General features: G+C 68.6%; 18 protein-coding genes. 7 read left to right on the top strand and 11 right to left on the bottom strand.

The features are described 5' to 3' along the window. Positions 1 to 11: 11 nt before the first annotated feature. The 3 genes from J7E45_RS09345 to J7E45_RS09335 all read left to right on the top strand — a co-directional run bounded on the left by J7E45_RS09345 (position 12) and on the right by J7E45_RS09335 (position 2,609). A complete protein-coding gene (locus J7E45_RS09345; protein WP_215068739.1) occupies positions 12 to 1,598 on the top strand; it encodes an amidohydrolase family protein in 1,587 nt (528 codons plus the stop codon). Positions 1,599 to 1,621: 23 nt separating this feature from the next. Further along, entirely contained in the window at positions 1,622 to 2,005 is a 384-nt protein-coding gene (locus J7E45_RS09340) for a RidA family protein (protein ID WP_091027668.1), read from the top strand. 241 nt (positions 2,006 to 2,246) lie between these two features. Further along, on the top strand, positions 2,247 to 2,609 hold the full coding sequence (locus J7E45_RS09335; protein ID WP_215068737.1) for a hypothetical protein: 363 nt from the start codon (positions 2,247 to 2,249) through the stop codon (positions 2,607 to 2,609). A 171-nt stretch (positions 2,610 to 2,780) separates the two neighbouring features. Here the strand turns inward: J7E45_RS09335 and J7E45_RS09330 are convergent, their stop codons facing one another. The 7 genes from J7E45_RS09330 to J7E45_RS09300 form a co-directional block, all read right to left on the bottom strand. Next, positions 2,781 to 3,548, bottom strand: a complete 768-nt coding sequence (locus tag J7E45_RS09330; RefSeq protein WP_215068734.1) for an ABC transporter permease — start codon at positions 3,546 to 3,548, stop codon at positions 2,781 to 2,783. Then, positions 3,545 to 4,324, bottom strand: coding sequence for an ABC transporter ATP-binding protein (locus J7E45_RS09325; protein WP_215068732.1), 780 nt, complete (start codon positions 4,322 to 4,324; stop codon positions 3,545 to 3,547). Before J7E45_RS09325 ends, J7E45_RS09330 begins: the two co-directional genes overlap by 4 nt. After that, on the bottom strand, positions 4,321 to 4,689 hold the full coding sequence (locus J7E45_RS09320) for a DUF1048 domain-containing protein (protein WP_215068730.1): 369 nt from the start codon (positions 4,687 to 4,689) through the stop codon (positions 4,321 to 4,323). The genes J7E45_RS09325 and J7E45_RS09320 overlap by 4 nt, the downstream gene beginning before the upstream one ends. 2 nt (positions 4,690 to 4,691) lie before the next feature. Further along, positions 4,692 to 5,036, bottom strand: coding sequence for a PadR family transcriptional regulator (locus J7E45_RS09315; RefSeq protein WP_091027655.1), 345 nt, complete (start codon positions 5,034 to 5,036; stop codon positions 4,692 to 4,694). A gap of 176 nt (positions 5,037 to 5,212) precedes the next feature. Beyond that, positions 5,213 to 5,983, bottom strand: a complete 771-nt coding sequence (locus J7E45_RS09310) for a hypothetical protein (RefSeq protein WP_215068728.1) — start codon at positions 5,981 to 5,983, stop codon at positions 5,213 to 5,215. Positions 5,984 to 6,032: 49 nt separating this feature from the next. Further along, positions 6,033 to 6,671 carry a response regulator transcription factor gene (locus J7E45_RS09305; RefSeq protein ID WP_215068726.1) on the bottom strand — a complete coding sequence of 213 codons (639 nt, stop codon included), beginning with the start codon at positions 6,669 to 6,671 and terminating at the stop codon, positions 6,033 to 6,035. Further along, complete coding sequence (locus tag J7E45_RS09300; protein WP_215068724.1) at positions 6,659 to 7,876, bottom strand: sensor domain-containing protein; 1,218 nt, start codon at positions 7,874 to 7,876, stop codon at positions 6,659 to 6,661. Before J7E45_RS09300 ends, J7E45_RS09305 begins: the two co-directional genes overlap by 13 nt. A gap of 123 nt (positions 7,877 to 7,999) precedes the next feature. On the opposite strand from J7E45_RS09300, the gene J7E45_RS09295 reads away from it, so the two are divergent. The 4 genes from J7E45_RS09295 (at position 8,000) to J7E45_RS09280 (ending at position 12,620) form a co-directional block, all read left to right on the top strand. Further along, a complete protein-coding gene (locus J7E45_RS09295) occupies positions 8,000 to 8,767 on the top strand; it encodes an ABC transporter ATP-binding protein (RefSeq protein WP_167633017.1) in 768 nt (255 codons plus the stop codon). Next, positions 8,767 to 11,304: an FtsX-like permease family protein gene (locus J7E45_RS09290; protein ID WP_215068722.1), complete on the top strand. Its 2,538-nt coding sequence runs from the start codon at positions 8,767 to 8,769 to the stop codon at positions 11,302 to 11,304. Before J7E45_RS09295 ends, J7E45_RS09290 begins: the two co-directional genes overlap by 1 nt. Positions 11,305 to 11,492: 188 nt before the next feature. Then, positions 11,493 to 12,011, top strand: a complete 519-nt coding sequence (locus J7E45_RS09285) for a helix-turn-helix domain-containing protein (protein ID WP_215068720.1) — start codon at positions 11,493 to 11,495, stop codon at positions 12,009 to 12,011. Between the two features lie 36 nt (positions 12,012 to 12,047). Then, the gene (locus tag J7E45_RS09280; protein WP_215068718.1) at positions 12,048 to 12,620 is read left to right on the top strand and encodes a PIN domain-containing protein; all 573 of its coding nucleotides are present in this window, start codon (positions 12,048 to 12,050) and stop codon (positions 12,618 to 12,620) included. Between the two features lie 13 nt (positions 12,621 to 12,633). On the opposite strand, the gene J7E45_RS09275 is transcribed toward J7E45_RS09280, so the two are convergent. From J7E45_RS09275 to J7E45_RS09260, 4 genes are read right to left on the bottom strand one after another with little or no spacing between them, the layout of a single operon-like run. Beyond that, a complete protein-coding gene (locus tag J7E45_RS09275; RefSeq protein WP_215068717.1) occupies positions 12,634 to 13,143 on the bottom strand; it encodes a hypothetical protein in 510 nt (169 codons plus the stop codon). 52 nt (positions 13,144 to 13,195) lie between these two features. Then, positions 13,196 to 14,539: a threonine/serine exporter ThrE family protein gene (locus tag J7E45_RS09270; protein WP_215068715.1), complete on the bottom strand. Its 1,344-nt coding sequence runs from the start codon at positions 14,537 to 14,539 to the stop codon at positions 13,196 to 13,198. Position 14,540: 1 nt separating this feature from the next. Next, positions 14,541 to 15,896 (bottom strand): anaerobic C4-dicarboxylate transporter family protein, encoded by a 1,356-nt coding sequence (locus J7E45_RS09265; protein ID WP_167633008.1) that lies wholly within the window; start codon positions 15,894 to 15,896, stop codon positions 14,541 to 14,543. Continuing rightward, positions 15,893 to 16,633, bottom strand: coding sequence for a peptidase E (locus J7E45_RS09260; protein WP_215068713.1), 741 nt, complete (start codon positions 16,631 to 16,633; stop codon positions 15,893 to 15,895). The genes J7E45_RS09265 and J7E45_RS09260 overlap by 4 nt, the downstream gene beginning before the upstream one ends. Positions 16,634 to 16,649: the final 16 nt, after the last annotated feature.

Below are 16,649 nucleotides of genomic sequence, written 5' to 3'. Positions count from 1 at the left end.
GGAGAGCAGCGATGAACCGGGTAGTGCTCCGCGGCGGCTCCGTCGTCGACGCGACGGGACTCGTGCGCGCCGACGTCGCGATCGAGGAGGGGCTCGTCGCAGAAGTCGGCGACATCGACGCCCGCCCCGGTGACGAGGTCGTCGACGCCTCCGACCGCCTGGTGGTTCCCGGTTTCATCGACGCGCACTCCCACGCCGACGGCCTGCTGAGTGACCCCGAGGTGACGCTGTCACTACTGCGCCAGGGCATCACCACCGTGATCGCCGGACAGGACGGTGTGTCGTACGCGCCGGGCAGTGGCGAGTACGCCACTGAGTACTTCGCCGCGATCAACGGGACCCACCCCACTTATCGGGGTGGGGGTGTGGACGCGTACCTGGCCTCCGTGGATGGAACGTCGCCGGTGAACGGCGGCTATCTCGTGCCGGCGGGCACCGTGCGCTTCGAGGTGTGCGGTCGCAGGGGTGGCTCAGCATCCGACGAGGAGCGCCGGCGCATGCGGGAGCTGGTCGCGCAGGGGATGGCCGACGGTGCCCTCGGCCTGTCGACCGGGCTGGACTACACGCCCGGCATCTTCCAGGACGCCGCCGAGATCGCTGCCCTCTGCGAGCCGGTCGCGCGGGCCGGAGGCGTGTACGTGACGCACATGCGCGGAGGGTACGAGTCGAACACCGCCGCCGGCACGGGGGAGATCGCCGAGATCGCCCGTCTGGCCGCCGAGCAGGCGGGATCGCCGCTGCCCGTGCACATCTCGCACTTCCACGCCGACGCCGACATCGTGCTCGATCAGCTCGCCGCGCTGGATGCCGCCGGGGTGGATGCGACCTTCGACGCGTACCCCTATACCCGCGGATGCACGCTGCTGGGCATGCCGCTGCTCCCGCCCGAGGTATCGGCGCTGCCCGTGGCGGAGGCGGTCGCCGTGATCGCGGACCCGTCGCGCCGCGCCGAGCTTCGCGAGCTCTGCACGCTGCGGGCTGTGCGCAGCGCCAGCCTCGGCCCGGAGTGGGCGGACATGATCACGCTCGCTCACCTCGCCGCCCCCGACCTGGCCTGGGCGCACGGGCTCACGCTGCGCGAAGCATCCGCGCGCGCGGGCGTCGACCCGATCGACTTCGCCCTCGACGCGCTCGCCGACTCCCGCCTGGAGTGCAGTGCCGTGATGGCCGTTCGGAGCCCCCGGTCGGGCGCGGAGCTCGCCCGCATCTTCGGTCACCCCGCGCACATGGGCGGCTCCGACGGCATCTTCATCGGCGCCCACCCCCATCCGCGTGCCGCCGGCTCGTTCTCGCTGTTCCTCCGCGAATACGTGCGCGAGCGGGCGACCTGGACCTGGTCGGGTGCGGTGCACCACCTGTCGACGCTGCCGGCCCGGCGCTTCGGCCTCGGACGACGCGGCGCCGTCGAGGCGGGCGCGGTGGCCGACCTCGTGCTCGTGGACCCGGCGACGGTCGCCGACACCGCCACGTATGAGAGCCCGCGCGGACGCGGAGTGGGCATCGACGACGTGTTCGTCGCCGGCATCCGCGTTCTCGCCGACGGTGACCTGACCGGCGCCCTGCCGGGTCGGGGCCTCCGCCGCTCACCACAGACCTGAATCGTCAACGAAAGGAAAGAAAGATGCCGAAGACCGGATTCTACGCAGACGGGGCGCCCACGCCCGCCGGACCCTACAGCCACGGAGTGGTCGCGAACGGATTCCTGTACACCGCGGGTTTCGGCCCGCAGGACGCGGCGAACGATCACGCCGTTCCCGAGAGCGTCGGCGAGCAGACCCGCCAGGTGCTCCGGAACATCCAGAAGGTGCTCGCCGTGCACGGGCTGACCACGGATGACGTCGTGAAGTCGACCGTGCACCTGCAGGACCTCGCCGACTTCGCCGAGTTCAACGAGGCGTACGAGGAGTTCTTCACCGCGCCGTACCCCGTGCGCACGACCGTGGGCTCGCAGCTCGCGAACATCCTCGTCGAGATCGACGTCGTCGCGGCGCTGCCCCAGGCCTGAGCTCTGTCGGCGTAGCAGGGTGCGACCCGCGTCGCCCCGCGTGACGTGAAGGAGATCTCACGCTTCGAAGGAGCCTTTCCGCAGTTAGCTCCTTCAGAGCGTGAGATCTCCTTCACAACGCGCTGCGCGCCACCCGCGAAAGCCAGGCCGGGGCGCCGTTTGACAACCAGATCCATAGCTCCTATAAGGGCTACATGTCCGAACCGCGAGCGTTTGTCCGACACATGATGACTGACTTCTCATGACCGAGACGAGCCAGTGGGGGGCGATCCAGCGCATGCCGCGGCGACGTTACGTCGCCGCGGGGCTCTGGGCGTTGGCTCAGATCACAGTTGCCTGCGGTGGCATCCTTCTCGTCTATCTCACTGCGATGCGAATGGATGGATGCGCATCTTCCTGCAGGGACGATGTCGCCAACCTGGCGATCGACGGTCTGAGAGTGGCGCTCATCGTCATCCTCGTCGCACACCTCGCCCTGCTTGTCATCGCACTCGTCAAGAGGAGATCGCCGCACGTGATCGGTGGTGTGGCGATCGGTCTGAGCCTCGTGGCCATCACCGTCGCTTATGTGCTCATCGTTGCCGCGTCCCCGGTTCCCGCGTGACGCGAAGGAGATCTCACGCTTCGAAGGAGCCTTTCCGCAGACAGCTCCTTCAGAGCGTGAGATCTCCTTCACAACGCGCGACGCGCAACGCCGAACCGCCGCCGAGCGCGGCGAAACGCCCCGGCCGGGTCGAGTGACCCGGTCGGAGCGTCCCGTCTCGCTGGGCGAAGATCAGCTGACCTTCTTCCGGTAGGCGATGATCGCGAACACGTAGGCGACCACGAGGATGCCGACGCACCAGGCGAGGGCGACCCAGATGTCGCTGCCGACGGGCTGTTCGGCGAACAGCGCCTGGATGGTGTTGACGATCGAGGTGACGGGCTGATTCTCGGCGAACCACTGCACCGGTCCCGGCATCGTCTCGGTCGGCACGAAGGCCGAGCTGATGAACGGCAGGAAGATCAGCGGGTACGAGAACGCGGTCGCCCCGTCGATCGTCTTCGCGCTGAGCCCCGCGATGATCGCGAGCCACGTGAGGGCCAGGGTGAACAGCAGCAGGATGCCGATGACTCCGAGCCAGGCGAGCGGGCTCGCCCCGGTGCGGAAGCCCATCAGGAATCCGACGCCGAAGATGATCGCCAGGGTGATGGCGTTCGCCGTGAGGGATGTGAGCACATGCGCCCACAGCACGCTCGATCGGGCGATCGGCATCGAGTGGAACCGCTCGAAGATTCCGCTCTGCAGGTCGTTGAAGAGTCGGAACGCCGTGTACGCGATGCCGGATGCGACCGCGATCAGCAGGATGCCGGGGAGCAGGTAGTTCACGTAGTTCTCGGCGCCCGTGCTCTGCTGCAGGGCTCCGCCGAAGACGTAGACGAACAGGAGCATCAGCGCGATCGGGGTGACCGCCGTGGTGATGATCGTGTCGGGGCTGCGGAAGATGTGCCGCATGGAGCGGCCGGTGAGTGTCGCCGTATCGGCGGCGAAGTGCGTGCTCATGCTGCGTCCTCCTTCTTTTCCGAGGCCCGGGGGCCGATGAGGGTGAGGAAGATCTCCTCGAGGGTGGGCTGCTTCTCGACGTACTCGACCTTGGCGGCCGGCAGCAGGCGCTTGAGGCCGGCCAGCGTGTCGTTGGCGATGATGCGGCCCTCGTGCAGGATCGCGATGCGGTCGGCCAGCTGCTCCGCCTCGTCGAGGTACTGCGTGGTGAGCAGCACCGTGGTGCCGGTGTTCGCGAGTTCCTTGACCACGTCCCACACCTCGATGCGGGCTTCGGGGTCGAGGCCGGTGGTCGGCTCGTCGAGGTAGATGACCTCGGGGTGGCCGACCAGGCTCATCGCGATGTCGAGGCGGCGACGCATGCCGCCGGAGTAGGTGCCGGCCTTGCGGGCTCCGGCATCCGTCAGGCGGAACTTCGCCAGCAGGTCGTCGGCGATGTTCCCGGCGTCGGGCAGGTGCCGCAGCTTCGCGACCAGCACCAGGTTCTCGCGTCCGGTGAGGATCTCGTCGACCGCGGCGAACTGCCCGGTGAGGCTGATCACTTCGCGGACGCCGACCGGGTTCGCGGCGACATCGATGCCCTGCACGGTAGCCGTGCCGGCATCCGCCTTCAGCAGGGTGGAGAGGATGCGCACCACCGTGGTCTTGCCGGCGCCGTTCGAGCCGAGGAGGGCGAAGATGCTGCCCTTCTCGACCTCGAAGTCGACGCCGCGCAGCACGTGCAGATCTTTGTAGGACTTCTCGATGCCGCGCACCGAGATGGCTGCATTCGTCATGACTCCTCCTTGTTCTTCGCGTCGTCGAACGCCTTGATGAGGCGGGCGCGCTCCTTGTCGATCCACTGGCGTCCGCCGTACGCGGCGGCGTAGTTCTCGGCGAACTCGACCGGGTCGTCGCCGACGATGGCGCTGACGGGGGTGCCGTCGAGTGCGGCGCGCTCCCACAGATCGGCGATGTCGAGGAACATCTTCACGATGGTGTCGCCGTCGGTGACTCCGCCGTAGTACATGTTGTAGCGCTGCTGCGCCTTCGCGACCTCGCGGTACGGCTCGGGGAGGGAGTTGATGCGGGCCTGCGCCTGCTTGTAGAGCTTCTTCTCTTCGAGGGATCCGGTGATCGCTTCGATCCACTTCGCAGCCATGGTCAGTTCTCCTTGTTGTCGGTGTTGCGCTTTTCCAGCTGTTCGATGTGCGTCTTGAGGAAGCTCCAGGTGGTCCAGAACTCCTCGAGCTCCTGCCGGCCCTGGGCGTTCAGGGTGTACACCTTGCGGGGCGGACCCTTCTCGCTCGGGACCTTCTCGACGTCGACGAGGTTCTTCTGCTCGATGCGCACGAGGAGTGCGTAGATCGTGCCCTCGGCGATGTCGGTGAATCCGTGGTCGCGGATGCGTGTGGTGATCTCGTACCCGTATGCCGGCTGCTCGGCGAGGAGAGCCAGAACGATGCCCTCCAGAGTGCCCTTGAGCATCTCGGTCATCTGCTTGCCCATCAGGTCCTCCTTTCGTTTCGGTTGGTACTCAGTGTTGCTGGGTACCGGTACAAAGTAACACTGAGTACCGGTACTTAGCAACACCGAATACCGAACTTTTTCGAAAGAGATCCGCGAGGGGTTTCCGGGCGCGCGGGAACGACCGCCGACGGACCGGCGGCGAAGAGTGCCTGCTGCTACGGGAACATGCGGCGGAGCAGTGACAGATCCTCGTCGCTCAGCGCCCGCGTGATCACGGCCGCCGTCTCCGGGGGCATGTCCTTCTCCAGGCGCTGCCACAGGAACCGCGCGGCACCCAGGTCGGCGGTGGCAACGGCGGTGGAGAACGCCGCCACACCGTCGTAGTACGGGATGGTCGACGACCCGGGTTCGGCGTTGTACGGCGAGTAGATGTCGACGAACGGAAGCGTCGGATCCGGGCGCAGGTAGAGGACGTCCCCGGGTGCGATCGGCTCAAAGCCGCGCACATGGTTGAAGCTGCCGACGGTGACGTAGTCGACGCAGAAGCGCTCGCCGATCGCGATGAGGCTGTCGCCGGCCTCCACGTCGTACGAGAAGATCTCGCCATCGGCATCGAGGGTGACCGGGCCGCTCGCCAGCTCCGACTCACCCATGTCGACGAGTTCGCCCAGGAGCTTGGCATGCATCGTTTCGCCGTCGTCGCTCCCGACGTTGATGAACGCGTTGGTGGTGCAGTCACCGGGGCCGCCGGCGGGAACGCTGATGCCGTCGCCGAGAGAGACGAGGCTCTCTTGGGCCGGATCCTCGGCGATCACGGCGCGACTCGTGGGGGCCGTCGATGGTTCGGCGGCGAAGCGCTCCGACGCCCAGGAGGCGACACCGAACACCGCGGGGGCGGCGCTGACCACGGCAGGGGCCGCGGCGGCGAACAGCCCGGCGACGGCCACGACGACGACGGCGGTGGTGATCTTGGTGGAGCGTTTCATCCCCGTCAGCATGGCATCGAAGCGCGCCTGAGCGCCAGAGCGGATGCCGTCAGGTGCGGAGATATGCGAGCACGGCGAGCACGCGCCGGTGCCCGCTGTCGCTGGGCGCGAGCCCGAGCTTGCCGAAGATGTTGCCGATGTGTTTGCTCACCGCGGTCTCGGTTACGAAGAGCCGCCCGGCGATGGTGCCGTTGTCGAGCCCCTCGGCCATGAGCCCGAGCACCTCGCGCTCGCGCGGGGTGAGCGTCTGCACCGGATCGTCGGCGCGACGGCGGCTCATCAGCTGCGAGATCACCTCGGGGTCCATCACCGTGCCCCCGGCAGCCACGCGGTTCAGAGCGTCGATGAACGAGGCGACCTTGCCCACGCGCTCCTTGAGCAGGTAGCCGAGGCCGTCGGCTCCGGCCGCGAGGAGCTCACCGGCGTAGCGGTCCTCGACGTAGGCCGACAGCACCAGCACGGGGAAGCCGGGGCGGCGGGCACGAGCCTCGGCGGCGGCCTTCAACCCCTCGCTTGTGAAGGTGGGCGGCATCCGCACGTCGACCACCGCGGCATCCGCCTCGTCGAGTCGCTCCAGGAACCCTTCGGCGTTGTCGACCGCGGCCACCACGTCGAAGCCCTCGCTGCGCAGCAGCAGTGCCAGGCCCTCTCGAAGAAGGGTGTCGTCTTCGGCGATCACGATCCGCATGGCAGCTCCGCTCTCAGGATGGTGGGTCCGCCGACGGGGCTCGACAGCTCCAGCGTGCCCTCGAAGGCTTCGAGGCGACGACGGATGCCGGCGATGCCGCCGCCCGGACGCTCCACGGCTCCGCCCCCACCGTCGTCCTCGACCGTGATGAGCAGCACCTCGCCTTCGCGGGCGACCTCGACGGATGCCCGCGTCGCCTCGCTGTACTTGCTGACGTTGGTGAGCGCCTCGGCCACGACGAAGTAGCTGGCTGACTCGACGGCCGCCGGCACCCTCCCGACGTCGGCCGCCTCGATCGTGCAGGGCACGACGCTCCGCCCGGCAAGTGACGCGAGCGCGCCTTCGAGCCCGAGCTCGTCGAGGATCGGCGGGTAGATGTCGTGCACGGTGCGGCGGAGTCCGGCGAGCGCATCGGTCGCGGCATCCTGCGCTCGCCGCAGCGGTTCGAGCACGTCGCCCCCGGTCTCCTGCGCCCGCTCGGCGATCCCGAGCATCATCACGACGTTCACCAGGCGGTTCTGGGCCCCGTCGTGCAGGTCGCGCTCGATGCGGCGCAGCTCGGCGGCATGCGCGTCGAGAGCGGCGGCACGGCTGAGGGTGAGGGCGTCGACCCGGGCGGCGAGGCGCGACTTCTCGGGAGTCGCGAGCAACTTCGCGGAGACGAACGACACCAGCCGCGCGACGGCCGGGATCAGGAAGACCGCGAGGAGTGCGTACGCCAGCGCGACCAGCGGCATCGTCGCCGCGAGCTCCCACGACGTGACCGGATACACGGAGCTGACGGGGTCGTCGGCGGGCGCGAACTGCCAGTAGTAGGTGATCGCGAGCGAGTTGACCGCTGCGACCGGAAGGGAGATCGTCAGCAGCGAGAGGAACAGCACGGGGATCCCCTGCACCGCCAGCCACAGCAGGTCGCGGCCGGTGGCGCGCGAGAACGCGAAGCGCAGACGATCGTCGATGGTCGAGGCGGGCGGGAGCACGTGGCCGATCGGCGGCAGCTCCTCGCCCCGGTAGGCGCCGACGCGGCGGCGGTTCACATCCGTCCACCCGTGCAGTCCCCGGACCGCTTCGGGCATCAGCAGCACGCCGCCGGTGATGATCATGAGGGGGAGCAGCGCGAGCCCGATGCTGAGGAACACCACGGAGGCGATCGAGACACCGGCCTCGACGGCCAGGTATCCCCAGGCACGCAACCAGCGTCGCATCCGTCCGTCCTTCACTCTCACAGTCTGCCGGAGCGGCCTGCCGCGCACGGTATAGCCAGCACCACCATCGATGCGGCAGCGGGCGGGATGGGATGCCGGATCGGCCGTCCCTAGCGTCGAATCATGACCTCCACACCACTCGCCCCCGTCGTCGATGCGGGCCCCGCCGAAGCGCTGCGCCTGCAGTCCGTCGTGAAGACCTACGGTTCCGGCGCCAGCCGCGTCACCGCCCTCCGCGGCGTGAACCTCGCCATCGCGAAGGGGACCTTCACCGCGATCATGGGCCCGTCCGGCTCGGGCAAGAGCACGTTGTTGCACAGTGCCGCGGGACTCGACCGGCCGAGCAGCGGCACCGTCCACCTCGGGGGAACCGAGATCTCGAGCCTCAAGGCGCGTCAGCTCACCGCCTTCCGGCGCGACCACGTGGGCTTCGTGTTCCAGGCGTACAACCTGCTGCCGGCCCTGAACGTCGAGGACAACATCACCCTCCCGCTGCGGCTCGGCGGTCGGAGCCTCGAGGCGCGGTGGCTCGACTTCCTGCTCGACGCGGTGGGACTCGCGGAGTTCCGTCACCGCCGCCCCTCCGAGCTCTCCGGTGGCCAGCAGCAGCGGGTGGCGATCGCGCGCGCCCTCATCACCCGGCCGCACGTGGTGTTCGGCGACGAGCCCACGGGCGCGCTCGACTCCCGGTCGGGCAAGCAGGTGCTCGACCTGCTCGCGCACACGGCGCGGGAACTGAACCAGACCGTCGTGGTCGTGACGCATGACCCCGTGGTGGCATCGCACGCCGATCGCGTGATCTTCCTCGCCGACGGAGCCTTCGCGGGCTACCTCGACGGCGCCGACCCTGCGCAGATCAACGACCGCATGAGCGCATTGGGGGAATGGTGATGTCGGCTCCGCTGGGTTTGGGCCGGCTCGTCCGGGCGGATCTCCGCCACCACCGCCGGAGCTTCGTCGGAGTCGCGGTCGCCGTGTTCGTCGCGAGCGCTCTGGTGACGGGGCTCGGCGTGCTCGTCGAGTCCGGCATGCGCGGCGGGCTCGCCCCCGAACGCTATGCCGCCGTCGACGTCGTCGTGGGTGCGCCACAGCAGGTGGATGTGCCGGAGGACCTCCCCGTCCCGCTGCGGGAGCGCGCGCCGCTGCCCGCCGACGCGGCGCGTGACATCGCCGCGCTGCCGGGGGTCGACCGCGTCGTGGCCGACGTGACCGTTCCGCTCGTGCTGCAGGGCGCAGGCACGGATGCGGATGCCGGTGCCGCCGCATCCGCCGTCGTCGAGGCGCACCCCTGGGAGGCCACGGTGCTGACCGGTTTCGAACTGCGCGAGGGGCGGGAGCCTGCGGCGGCCGATGAGGTCGTCGTCACTGCGGGCAGCGGCCGGGCCGTGGGCGACACGGTCGTCCTGGCCCACGGCGGCATCCCGTCGGAGTACCGCGTCGTCGGGGAGGTCGCAGCTCCGGCGGCACCCGAGCGGAGCGCGCACGTGTTCCTCACGGAGCGGCGCATCGGCCAACTCGACCCGCACGACGGTGCCGCGCAGGCACTGGGTATCTTCGTCGCGGGGGATGACCCCGAGCAGACGGCCACCGCGATCCGCGAGGCCTTTCCCGGCCTGGTCGCCCGCACGGGAGACGCCCGCGGGGACGTCGAGTTCCTCGACTCGGGAGCGGCGCGTTCGATGCTCGTCGCCATCGGCAGCGCCTTCGTCGGCACGTGCATCCTCGTGGCGATGTTCATCGTGGCGGGCACGCTGTCGCTGTCGGTGCAGTCGCGCCGCCGTGACTACGCGCTGCTGCGCGCGGTGGGCGCGAGCCCGTCGCAGGTGCATTCGCTCGTGGCCCGCGAGGTGCTGTGGGTGTCGGCGGTCGCCGCGCTGCTCGGTATCGCGCCCGGGTACCTGCTGTCGACCGTGCTGCAGTCGGCGTTCGTCACGGGAGGCGTCATCCCCGGCGACTTCGCCCTCGCCTTCAGCCCGCTTCCCGCGGTCGGCGCGGTGCTGCTCGTGCTCGCCTCCGCCTGGGGTGCGGCGCGCATCGCCGCCTCGAGGGTCGCGAAGCTCGACCCCGTCGAAGCGCTCCGGGAGTCGGCGACCGGCGCTCCCGCGATCGGCCTGACGCGCATCATCATCGGCATCGTGCTCGCCGCGGCCGGCATCTCGGTGTCGACTGTGCCTCTCGTGGTGCGCGGGCAGATCGCGGCGGGCGCCGCGGCCGGGGCGGCGATGCTCCTCATCATCGCGCTCGCCGTGCTCGGGCCGTGGCTCGTGTCGCTGAGCGTGCGTCTGATCGGCGCTGTGCTGCGGCGGTTGTCGTCCGCAGGCTTCCTGGCCTCGGCGAACGCCACGGCGAACAGCCGGCGTCTGGCCTCGGCCATCCTCCCGATCGCCCTCGGCATCGGGCTGGGGCTTGTGCAGATCGGAGCTCCGTCGATCATCGCCGCCGAGGCCGCGACGCAGGCCACGGCCGGAGTCATCGCCGACCTGCGGGTGACGGCGCCGAACGGGCTCTCCCCGGAGGCCGTCGAGGCGATCCGCGAGACCCCGGGTGTGACCGAGGCCTCGGGCGTCGCGATCAGCGCCGCGGTGGTCGATTCCTACGATTTCGAGGGGAAGCTCGAGCGCGACGAGCACGTGCTGCAGGGCATCGATCCGGAGCGAGCGGCGCAGAGCCTCGACCTGCGCGTGCGTGAGGGGGCGCTCACCGACCTCGCCGGCGCCACGACGGTGGCCGTGAGCACGGATGCCGCCCAGAGCCTCGGGCTCGACATCGGCAGCACGGTCACCGGCCACCTCGGCGACGGTTCGCCGTGGGAGGCCACGGTCGTCGCGGTGTACGAGCGCGGTCTCGGATTCGGCGACCTCACCATGGCCGCGGATGACGTGAGGGCGCACACCACGGCCGGTCTCGATGCGTTCGCGCTCGCGACGGTCGATGCGGGGGCGGCCGACGAGGTGCGCGCCGCCCTGACCGAGCGCGGTTTCGTCGTGAGCGACGGGTCGGGCCAGGAGGCAGCGGGCGCGGGTGCGCAGTCGCAGCAGGGCTGGGTGAACCTCATCGCGCTGCTCGTGATCCTCGGCTACATCGCGATCGCCGTGGTCAACACGCTCGTGATGGCGACCGGGGAGCGCTCGCGGGAGTTCGCCCTGATGCAGCTGATCGGCTCGTCCCGCCGGCAGGTGCGCTCGATGATGCGGATCGAAGCCGTGCTGGTGGCTGTGATCGGCATGGTGTTCGGTGTCGTGGTCGCGATCCCTCCGCTCATCGGCGTGAGCATGGGCATCTCGGGTCAGCCGATTCCCGCGCTGCCCGTGATCGGGTCGCTGACGATCATCGGTGCGATGGGCGCCCTGGCGCTCGTGGCGCTGTGGGCGGGAACCACCGCCGCCATGCGCACCCGTCCGATCGACGAGATCGGATCGCGGCAGTAGCAACGCGCGGCAGAACGCAGACGGCGGGGAACATGCCATTCGGCACGCTCCCCGCCGCCGTCGCGTGGGCCGCGCGTCACGCTCGGGGCCAAGTCGCAACTTTCGTAACTTTCGCAACTTTCGTTTTCGAGATAGAGTGAGTGGTTCATCGCATCGCCGGGTGCCGATGATTCTGGAGGAGGATCGCAATGACCGCGCGAGTGCAGAACACCACTGTCTCCCCCGAGCCGGGTCACGCTGCGAGTATCACTTCGCTCCTGCGCTTCATGGAAGAGCACGAAGCTTCGTATGGTCCGCAGCACGGAGAAGCAGCGCGACCTCAGTTCTTTCTCAGCGGCAACGGCGAACACGATCGTGTAGAGATCAACGAACAGCTCTACGGCGTACTGAAGCAGGCGGTCGAGGCTCTGAATCGAGGGCAGTCCGTCAGCATCGCCGCTAGCGACCAGCAGATCACGACACAGCAGGCCGGCGAGATACTCGGTATCAGTCGACCGACTGTCGTGCAACTGATCGAGACCGGGGACCTGCCGGCGCACGTGCCGGGTGCTGTGAGGCGGAAGCTCCTTCTTTCGGACGTCTTGGCCTACCGGGACAAGATCCGCGCTCGCCGTACGGCGTTCATCGCTGAGAGCGCGAAGGAGTTCGGCGATCTCGACCAAGACGAGGTGAAGGGCCTGCTTCACAAGGCGAAGAAAGCGCGCTAGCCGGTGTGCGTCTGAGGTGTATGTCACACTCTCCGGGTGTACAAGGCCGTCCTCGATACCTGCGTACTCGTCCCTGGCTTGCAGCGCGACTTCCTGTTGCAGCTCGCGGTCGAGAATGCCTACGCGGCCGTGTGGGGGACGGGCATTCTCTTCGAGCTCGACTACGTGCTGGCCCGGATCTATGAGAGTCGCGGCATCGACACCGAAGAGAGCGAACGCAGGCTCATCCGCCTGTTCGATCGGATGAGCACCGCCTTCCCCGGGTCCACGATCGAAGCGGCCAAGGATCGTGCCTACGACTACGAGCTGACGGACCCAGATGATGGTCATGTCGCTCACGCTGCGATCATGGGGAAGGCGGACGCGATCGTCACCGACGATGGCCGAGCGGGCTTTCGGACGTCGAGCACTCTTCTCGCGGCCGCCATCGAGACGCTTTCCCCGGCTGAGTTCGCCGCCAATACGGTTGCCGCCCACCCGGAAGCCGGGTTGCGCGCGCTTGAAGTGATCGCCGAGCGTCGCAGGACGACCCCGGCCGTCCTGCTTGCGGAGCTCCGTGACCGGTACGAAATGGACGACGTCGAAGCGACCTTGGGGGCTCTTCTCTAGGTCTCGATCGCGATCACGCGTTCACCGTCTTGTGCTCCCGACGCGTCGGTGGACGCAGATGCATCGTGGCCAACGCCAGCGCGAAGAGTGAAGGCACGAAGAGGCGATCGTCCGGCGCATAGCCATCCGTGGAAGGCCACTCGGAGTCGGCGTAGTGAACGGGTCCGGCGTCGCCTACGAAGTACGACACGACCATTCCGCCGACTCCCAGGACGAGGAGCGCGAGGAACCACATCCCGTGGCGGAACCACCACCGACGGGCCGGGCGCACGATGCGCAGAGGAAGGCCGATCACGAAAGCCGTGATCGTGATCAGGGCCGATCCGACGGCGAACCCGACGACCTGCAGTCCTTCCGTGTACCCGGACGCGGTGATCGCCCAGAACGCAATCGCGATATACGTGATCAGACCGGTGAGAAAGATCTGTACCGCCAACAGGACCCAGTCCCGGGTGTCCATGGTCGTCCCCTTCGGAACTGCTGTGGCGGGCTCCACGGGCTCGAGCTGATTCTGGGCGGGCACAGTCGAATCGTATGTCTCCTGCGGTGAAAGTACGACAGGGTGTTCGCGTCGCCTACCTCCGGCGATCCGCACGGTTCAGGCCCAGCCGCCGCCAGGGTTCGGTGAGCCGCGACCAGACGGTCGGCTCCCTCTCCGCTTCCGGAGCAGCGGGCAGCGCCACGGCGAACTGCACGAACTCCTCGGCCCCGTGATGAACCACCCGGTACAGCGCGGTGCCGATCAGCACGCCGAGGGCGATCGACATGATCGAGGTGAGTGCCGCCGTGAAGTCGGCGAGCCCGTTGTCGGTCGCGAACGCTTCGGTGAGGCCCACGAGCCCTGCAGCCCCCGGCACGAGCAGCCAGAACGCGGGGAGGAAGGTGAGTTGCGACGGAGCTCCGTGGCGCAGTCCGGCGATCCAGAACACCACGGGGGTGACGGCGACGGCTCCCACGAAGCCGCCGATCGTGGGGTCGATGAACTCGGTCCCCGCCCACTGCCCGACATACGCGACCACGAGTGCCAGGAGCACCCATCCGAAGGTCGAGGCGGGCGCGGAGAAGTGCAGGTAGTTGCCGATGGCGAACACGAGGACGCCGAGGAAGCCGACCCACCACGGAAGGAAAGCGGATGCGGGGAGCGGCTCGTATGACCGGGACTCCACCCCGACGACGGCGCCGGCGGCGAGGATGCCGAAGGCCAGCAGCGCGAGCTGCACGAACCCGTAGACGAGACGAGCGGCCCCCGAGATCATCTGCCCCGCGGCCAGTTCGACGGTCGCCGTGGTGAGCACGCCTCCGGGCAGGAAGGTCACCAGCGGCGCGATCAGCAGCCGGATGGGGTCGCCGATCTCGATCACCTCGGCGAGGAGGAAGACCGCGCCCGCGCACACGAAGGCCGCCGCGATCGGCAGGATCAGCTGCAGTGTCGGCGACCGCACGAGCTTCAGCAGTCCGATCCCGAAGCCGAGGATGAACGCGACGATCACGCCCTGCCAGGTCGGGGCCAGGAGCAGCGCCAGACCGGCGGTGAGCACGCCGTGTCCGAGCGTGCGCGTGAACCAGCCGAGTCGAGGCCGCATCGCCCCGATCTCGTTCAGCCGGCGGATGCCGTCGAGCGGCGGGACGCCGCCGGTCCGTGCCTCGCCGATCAGGTCGTACAGCGCGGCGATCTGATCGAACCGGAACGAGGCGTTGGTCGCCGAGCGGATGGCGACCCGGGACTCATCCGACTCCCCGGTCTCGACGAGGATGATCGTCGGCAGCACCACGAAGTCAGTGTCGTCGCCGCCGTAGGCTCGCGCCACGGCGGTGAGCGTGTCGCGGATGCGGTCGACGGATTCCGCCGACGCGTTCATCCCCTGCGCGAGCCCGAGCAGGAACTGGCGAAGCGCCGAACGGTCGACGGTGTCGGTCATGTCAGCTGATCAGGAACGACAGGCCCACCCCGACGACGATGGCGACGCCCACGTAGATGAGGTTCGGCAGCTGGAACGAGTGGTCGAAGACGTACTTGCCCATCTTCGTCGTGCCGGTCTGGTCGAAGGCGACGGTGGCGACCTGGCTGCCGTTGGCGGGCAGGGTGTAGATGCCCATCGTCGACGGCCACAGTCCCACCAGCAGCGGCGCCGGGAGTCCGATCGTGATGCCGATCGGGACGATCGCATTGGTCGCGCTCGACTGGCTGGTGGTGAGCATCGCGACCGCGAACAGCGCCATCGCGAAGAGCAGCGCCCCCAGGAATGCCGACGATCCGGAGACGACCGATCCGAGCCCGTCGACGATGAGCGTCTGGTTCGCCGCGACGAAGGTGTTGGCGAGCCACGCGATACCGAAGAGGGCGATCGCACCGACGATACCGGCGGGGAACGTGGGCTGCTTCGGGACGTCGGCGGCCTTGACCTTGCAGAACACGAAGATCAGGGCGGCGATGATGCCCATCGTGACCTCGATGATGACCGTGACGCTGAGGCGCACCGGGTCGCCGGCGTCGTCGGTGCCGATGACGGGGCGCAGTCCTTCGAACAGGCCGAAGAACACGATCACCCCGACGCCGATGAGGAAGAGCGTGGCCGAGAGCACCGCGGTCTTCGGAAGCTTGTTCTCGTGCGCGTCGGTCTGCGGCGGCTTGATCTGCCCCTCCTTCAGACGGCGCTGGAACTCCGGGTCGTCCTCCAGGTCCTTGCCGTGCCGCATCATGACGAGCGCCGCGACGAAGAGTCCGGCGATCGATGCCGGCCACATGATCAGCAGCAGCTGGCCGAGGTCGACGCCCTGCGGCGCGAGCAGCACGACCATCGAGGCGGTCGCGGCCGAGACGGGCGAGCAGAGGATGCCGACCTGCGAGGCGACGGCCGAGACAGACAGGGCGCGCTCGGGGCGGATCTTCTGCTGGTACGAGACGTCATAGATCACGGGCAGCAGCGGGTAGAAGATGTTTCCCGTACCCGCACCGACCGTGAAGAGGAACGACATCGCCGGGGCCAGGAACACGACGGATTTCGGCTTGCGCCGGATCACCTTCGCCGCGACCGACACCATCCAGTCGATGCCGCCGGCCGCCTGCATGGTCGACGCCGCGGTGATGACCGTGATGACGATGAAGACCGCGTCGACCGGGGCGTTGCCCGGCGCTTCGCCGAACACGAAGATGAGCACGGCCACGCCGACCAGGCCCCAGACGCCGAGGCCGATCCCGCTCGTGCGGGTGCCCATGTAGATCGCGCCGATGACGACGATCAGCTGCGCGATGAGGATCCACACGTTGTCGTTCATGACGACGGTCCCTTCACGATCGGGGCGTTCCCGGTGAGTACCTTCGTCGACAGTTGCGTCTCGACGATCTTCCCGTCGATCGCCTCGACCCGCAGCGCCAGGGCGTCCTCGACGGGGCTGATCGCGGTGGCGAACTCGGAGTTCTCGAAGTGCAGCGACTGCAGGTTGCCCACCGCGTACCCGGTCGAGAGCTCTCCGCTCAGCAGCGAGGCGTGGAAGAGGGGACGCCGCTGATCCTCGGCGTCGTAGTGCGGGCAGAAGCTCCCGTGCAGGAAGCCGAGCCCCTCGGGCAGAACCTGCAGGGTCGGGCCGTAGCTGTCGGTGGTGCCGCCCTCGAACCAGCAGATGCCGCCGGCACTGCCCCCGGTGAACACGACGTTCGAGTCGGGGTCCTCCCACATCTCGCGCATGATCTCGTCCAGGCCCTGTCGCTTCCACACGTCGAGCATGTTCGCGGTGTTGCCGCCGCCGACGTGGATCACGTCGAAGCCCTTCACGAAGCCGGCGAGGTCGTCCACCGCCCGATGGAACAGCGGTAGATGGTGCGGTGCGCACCGGTCCGAGTCGTAGGTGGAGTAGAAGCTCAGGATGTACGCGGCGTCATCGCCGGTCGCCGTCCCGACGAAGAGGACCCGGGGTCGCTCCTTGCCGGTCAGCTCGAGGATGTACTCGTGCGTCGGATCGTTCCGACGCTCCATCATGGCCTTCCCGGCCCCTGTTGCGACGACGTGCGACATGCCCCACCTCACTGTC

The organism is Microbacterium sp. ISL-59 (genome assembly GCF_018613945.1).
Taxonomy (GTDB): domain Bacteria; phylum Actinomycetota; class Actinomycetes; order Actinomycetales; family Microbacteriaceae; genus Microbacterium; species Microbacterium oxydans_B.
Note: the sequence above shows the minus strand (reverse complement) of the source record. Positions and strands in the feature narration are given on the sequence as shown.

Bases quoted from the DNA above. Each gene is read 5' to 3' on its own strand.
- J7E45_RS09260 (WP_215068713.1), bottom strand. From the start codon at position 16,633: ATGTCGCACGTCGTCGCAACAGGGGCCGGGAAGGCCATGATGGAGCGT.
- J7E45_RS09265 (WP_167633008.1), bottom strand. From the start codon at position 15,896: ATGAACGACAACGTGTGGATCCTCATCGCGCAGCTGATCGTCGTCATC.
- J7E45_RS09300 (WP_215068724.1), bottom strand. From the start codon at position 7,876: ATGCGACGCTGGTTGCGTGCCTGGGGATACCTGGCCGTCGAGGCCGGT.
- J7E45_RS09330 (WP_215068734.1), bottom strand. From the start codon at position 3,548: ATGAGCACGCACTTCGCCGCCGATACGGCGACACTCACCGGCCGCTCC.
- J7E45_RS09270 (WP_215068715.1), bottom strand. From the start codon at position 14,539: ATGACCGACACCGTCGACCGTTCGGCGCTTCGCCAGTTCCTGCTCGGG.
- J7E45_RS09295 (WP_167633017.1), top strand. From the start codon at position 8,000: ATGACCTCCACACCACTCGCCCCCGTCGTCGATGCGGGCCCCGCCGAA.
- J7E45_RS09325 (WP_215068732.1), bottom strand. From the start codon at position 4,324: ATGACGAATGCAGCCATCTCGGTGCGCGGCATCGAGAAGTCCTACAAA.
- J7E45_RS09345 (WP_215068739.1), top strand. From the start codon at position 12: ATGAACCGGGTAGTGCTCCGCGGCGGCTCCGTCGTCGACGCGACGGGA.
- J7E45_RS09305 (WP_215068726.1), bottom strand. From the start codon at position 6,671: ATGCGGATCGTGATCGCCGAAGACGACACCCTTCTTCGAGAGGGCCTG.
- J7E45_RS09290 (WP_215068722.1), top strand. From the start codon at position 8,767: ATGTCGGCTCCGCTGGGTTTGGGCCGGCTCGTCCGGGCGGATCTCCGC.
- J7E45_RS09315 (WP_091027655.1), bottom strand. From the start codon at position 5,036: ATGGGCAAGCAGATGACCGAGATGCTCAAGGGCACTCTGGAGGGCATC.
- J7E45_RS09320 (WP_215068730.1), bottom strand. From the start codon at position 4,689: ATGGCTGCGAAGTGGATCGAAGCGATCACCGGATCCCTCGAAGAGAAG.
- J7E45_RS09310 (WP_215068728.1), bottom strand. From the start codon at position 5,983: ATGAAACGCTCCACCAAGATCACCACCGCCGTCGTCGTCGTGGCCGTC.
- J7E45_RS09285 (WP_215068720.1), top strand. From the start codon at position 11,493: ATGACCGCGCGAGTGCAGAACACCACTGTCTCCCCCGAGCCGGGTCAC.
- J7E45_RS09340 (WP_091027668.1), top strand. From the start codon at position 1,622: ATGCCGAAGACCGGATTCTACGCAGACGGGGCGCCCACGCCCGCCGGA.
- J7E45_RS09335 (WP_215068737.1), top strand. From the start codon at position 2,247: ATGACCGAGACGAGCCAGTGGGGGGCGATCCAGCGCATGCCGCGGCGA.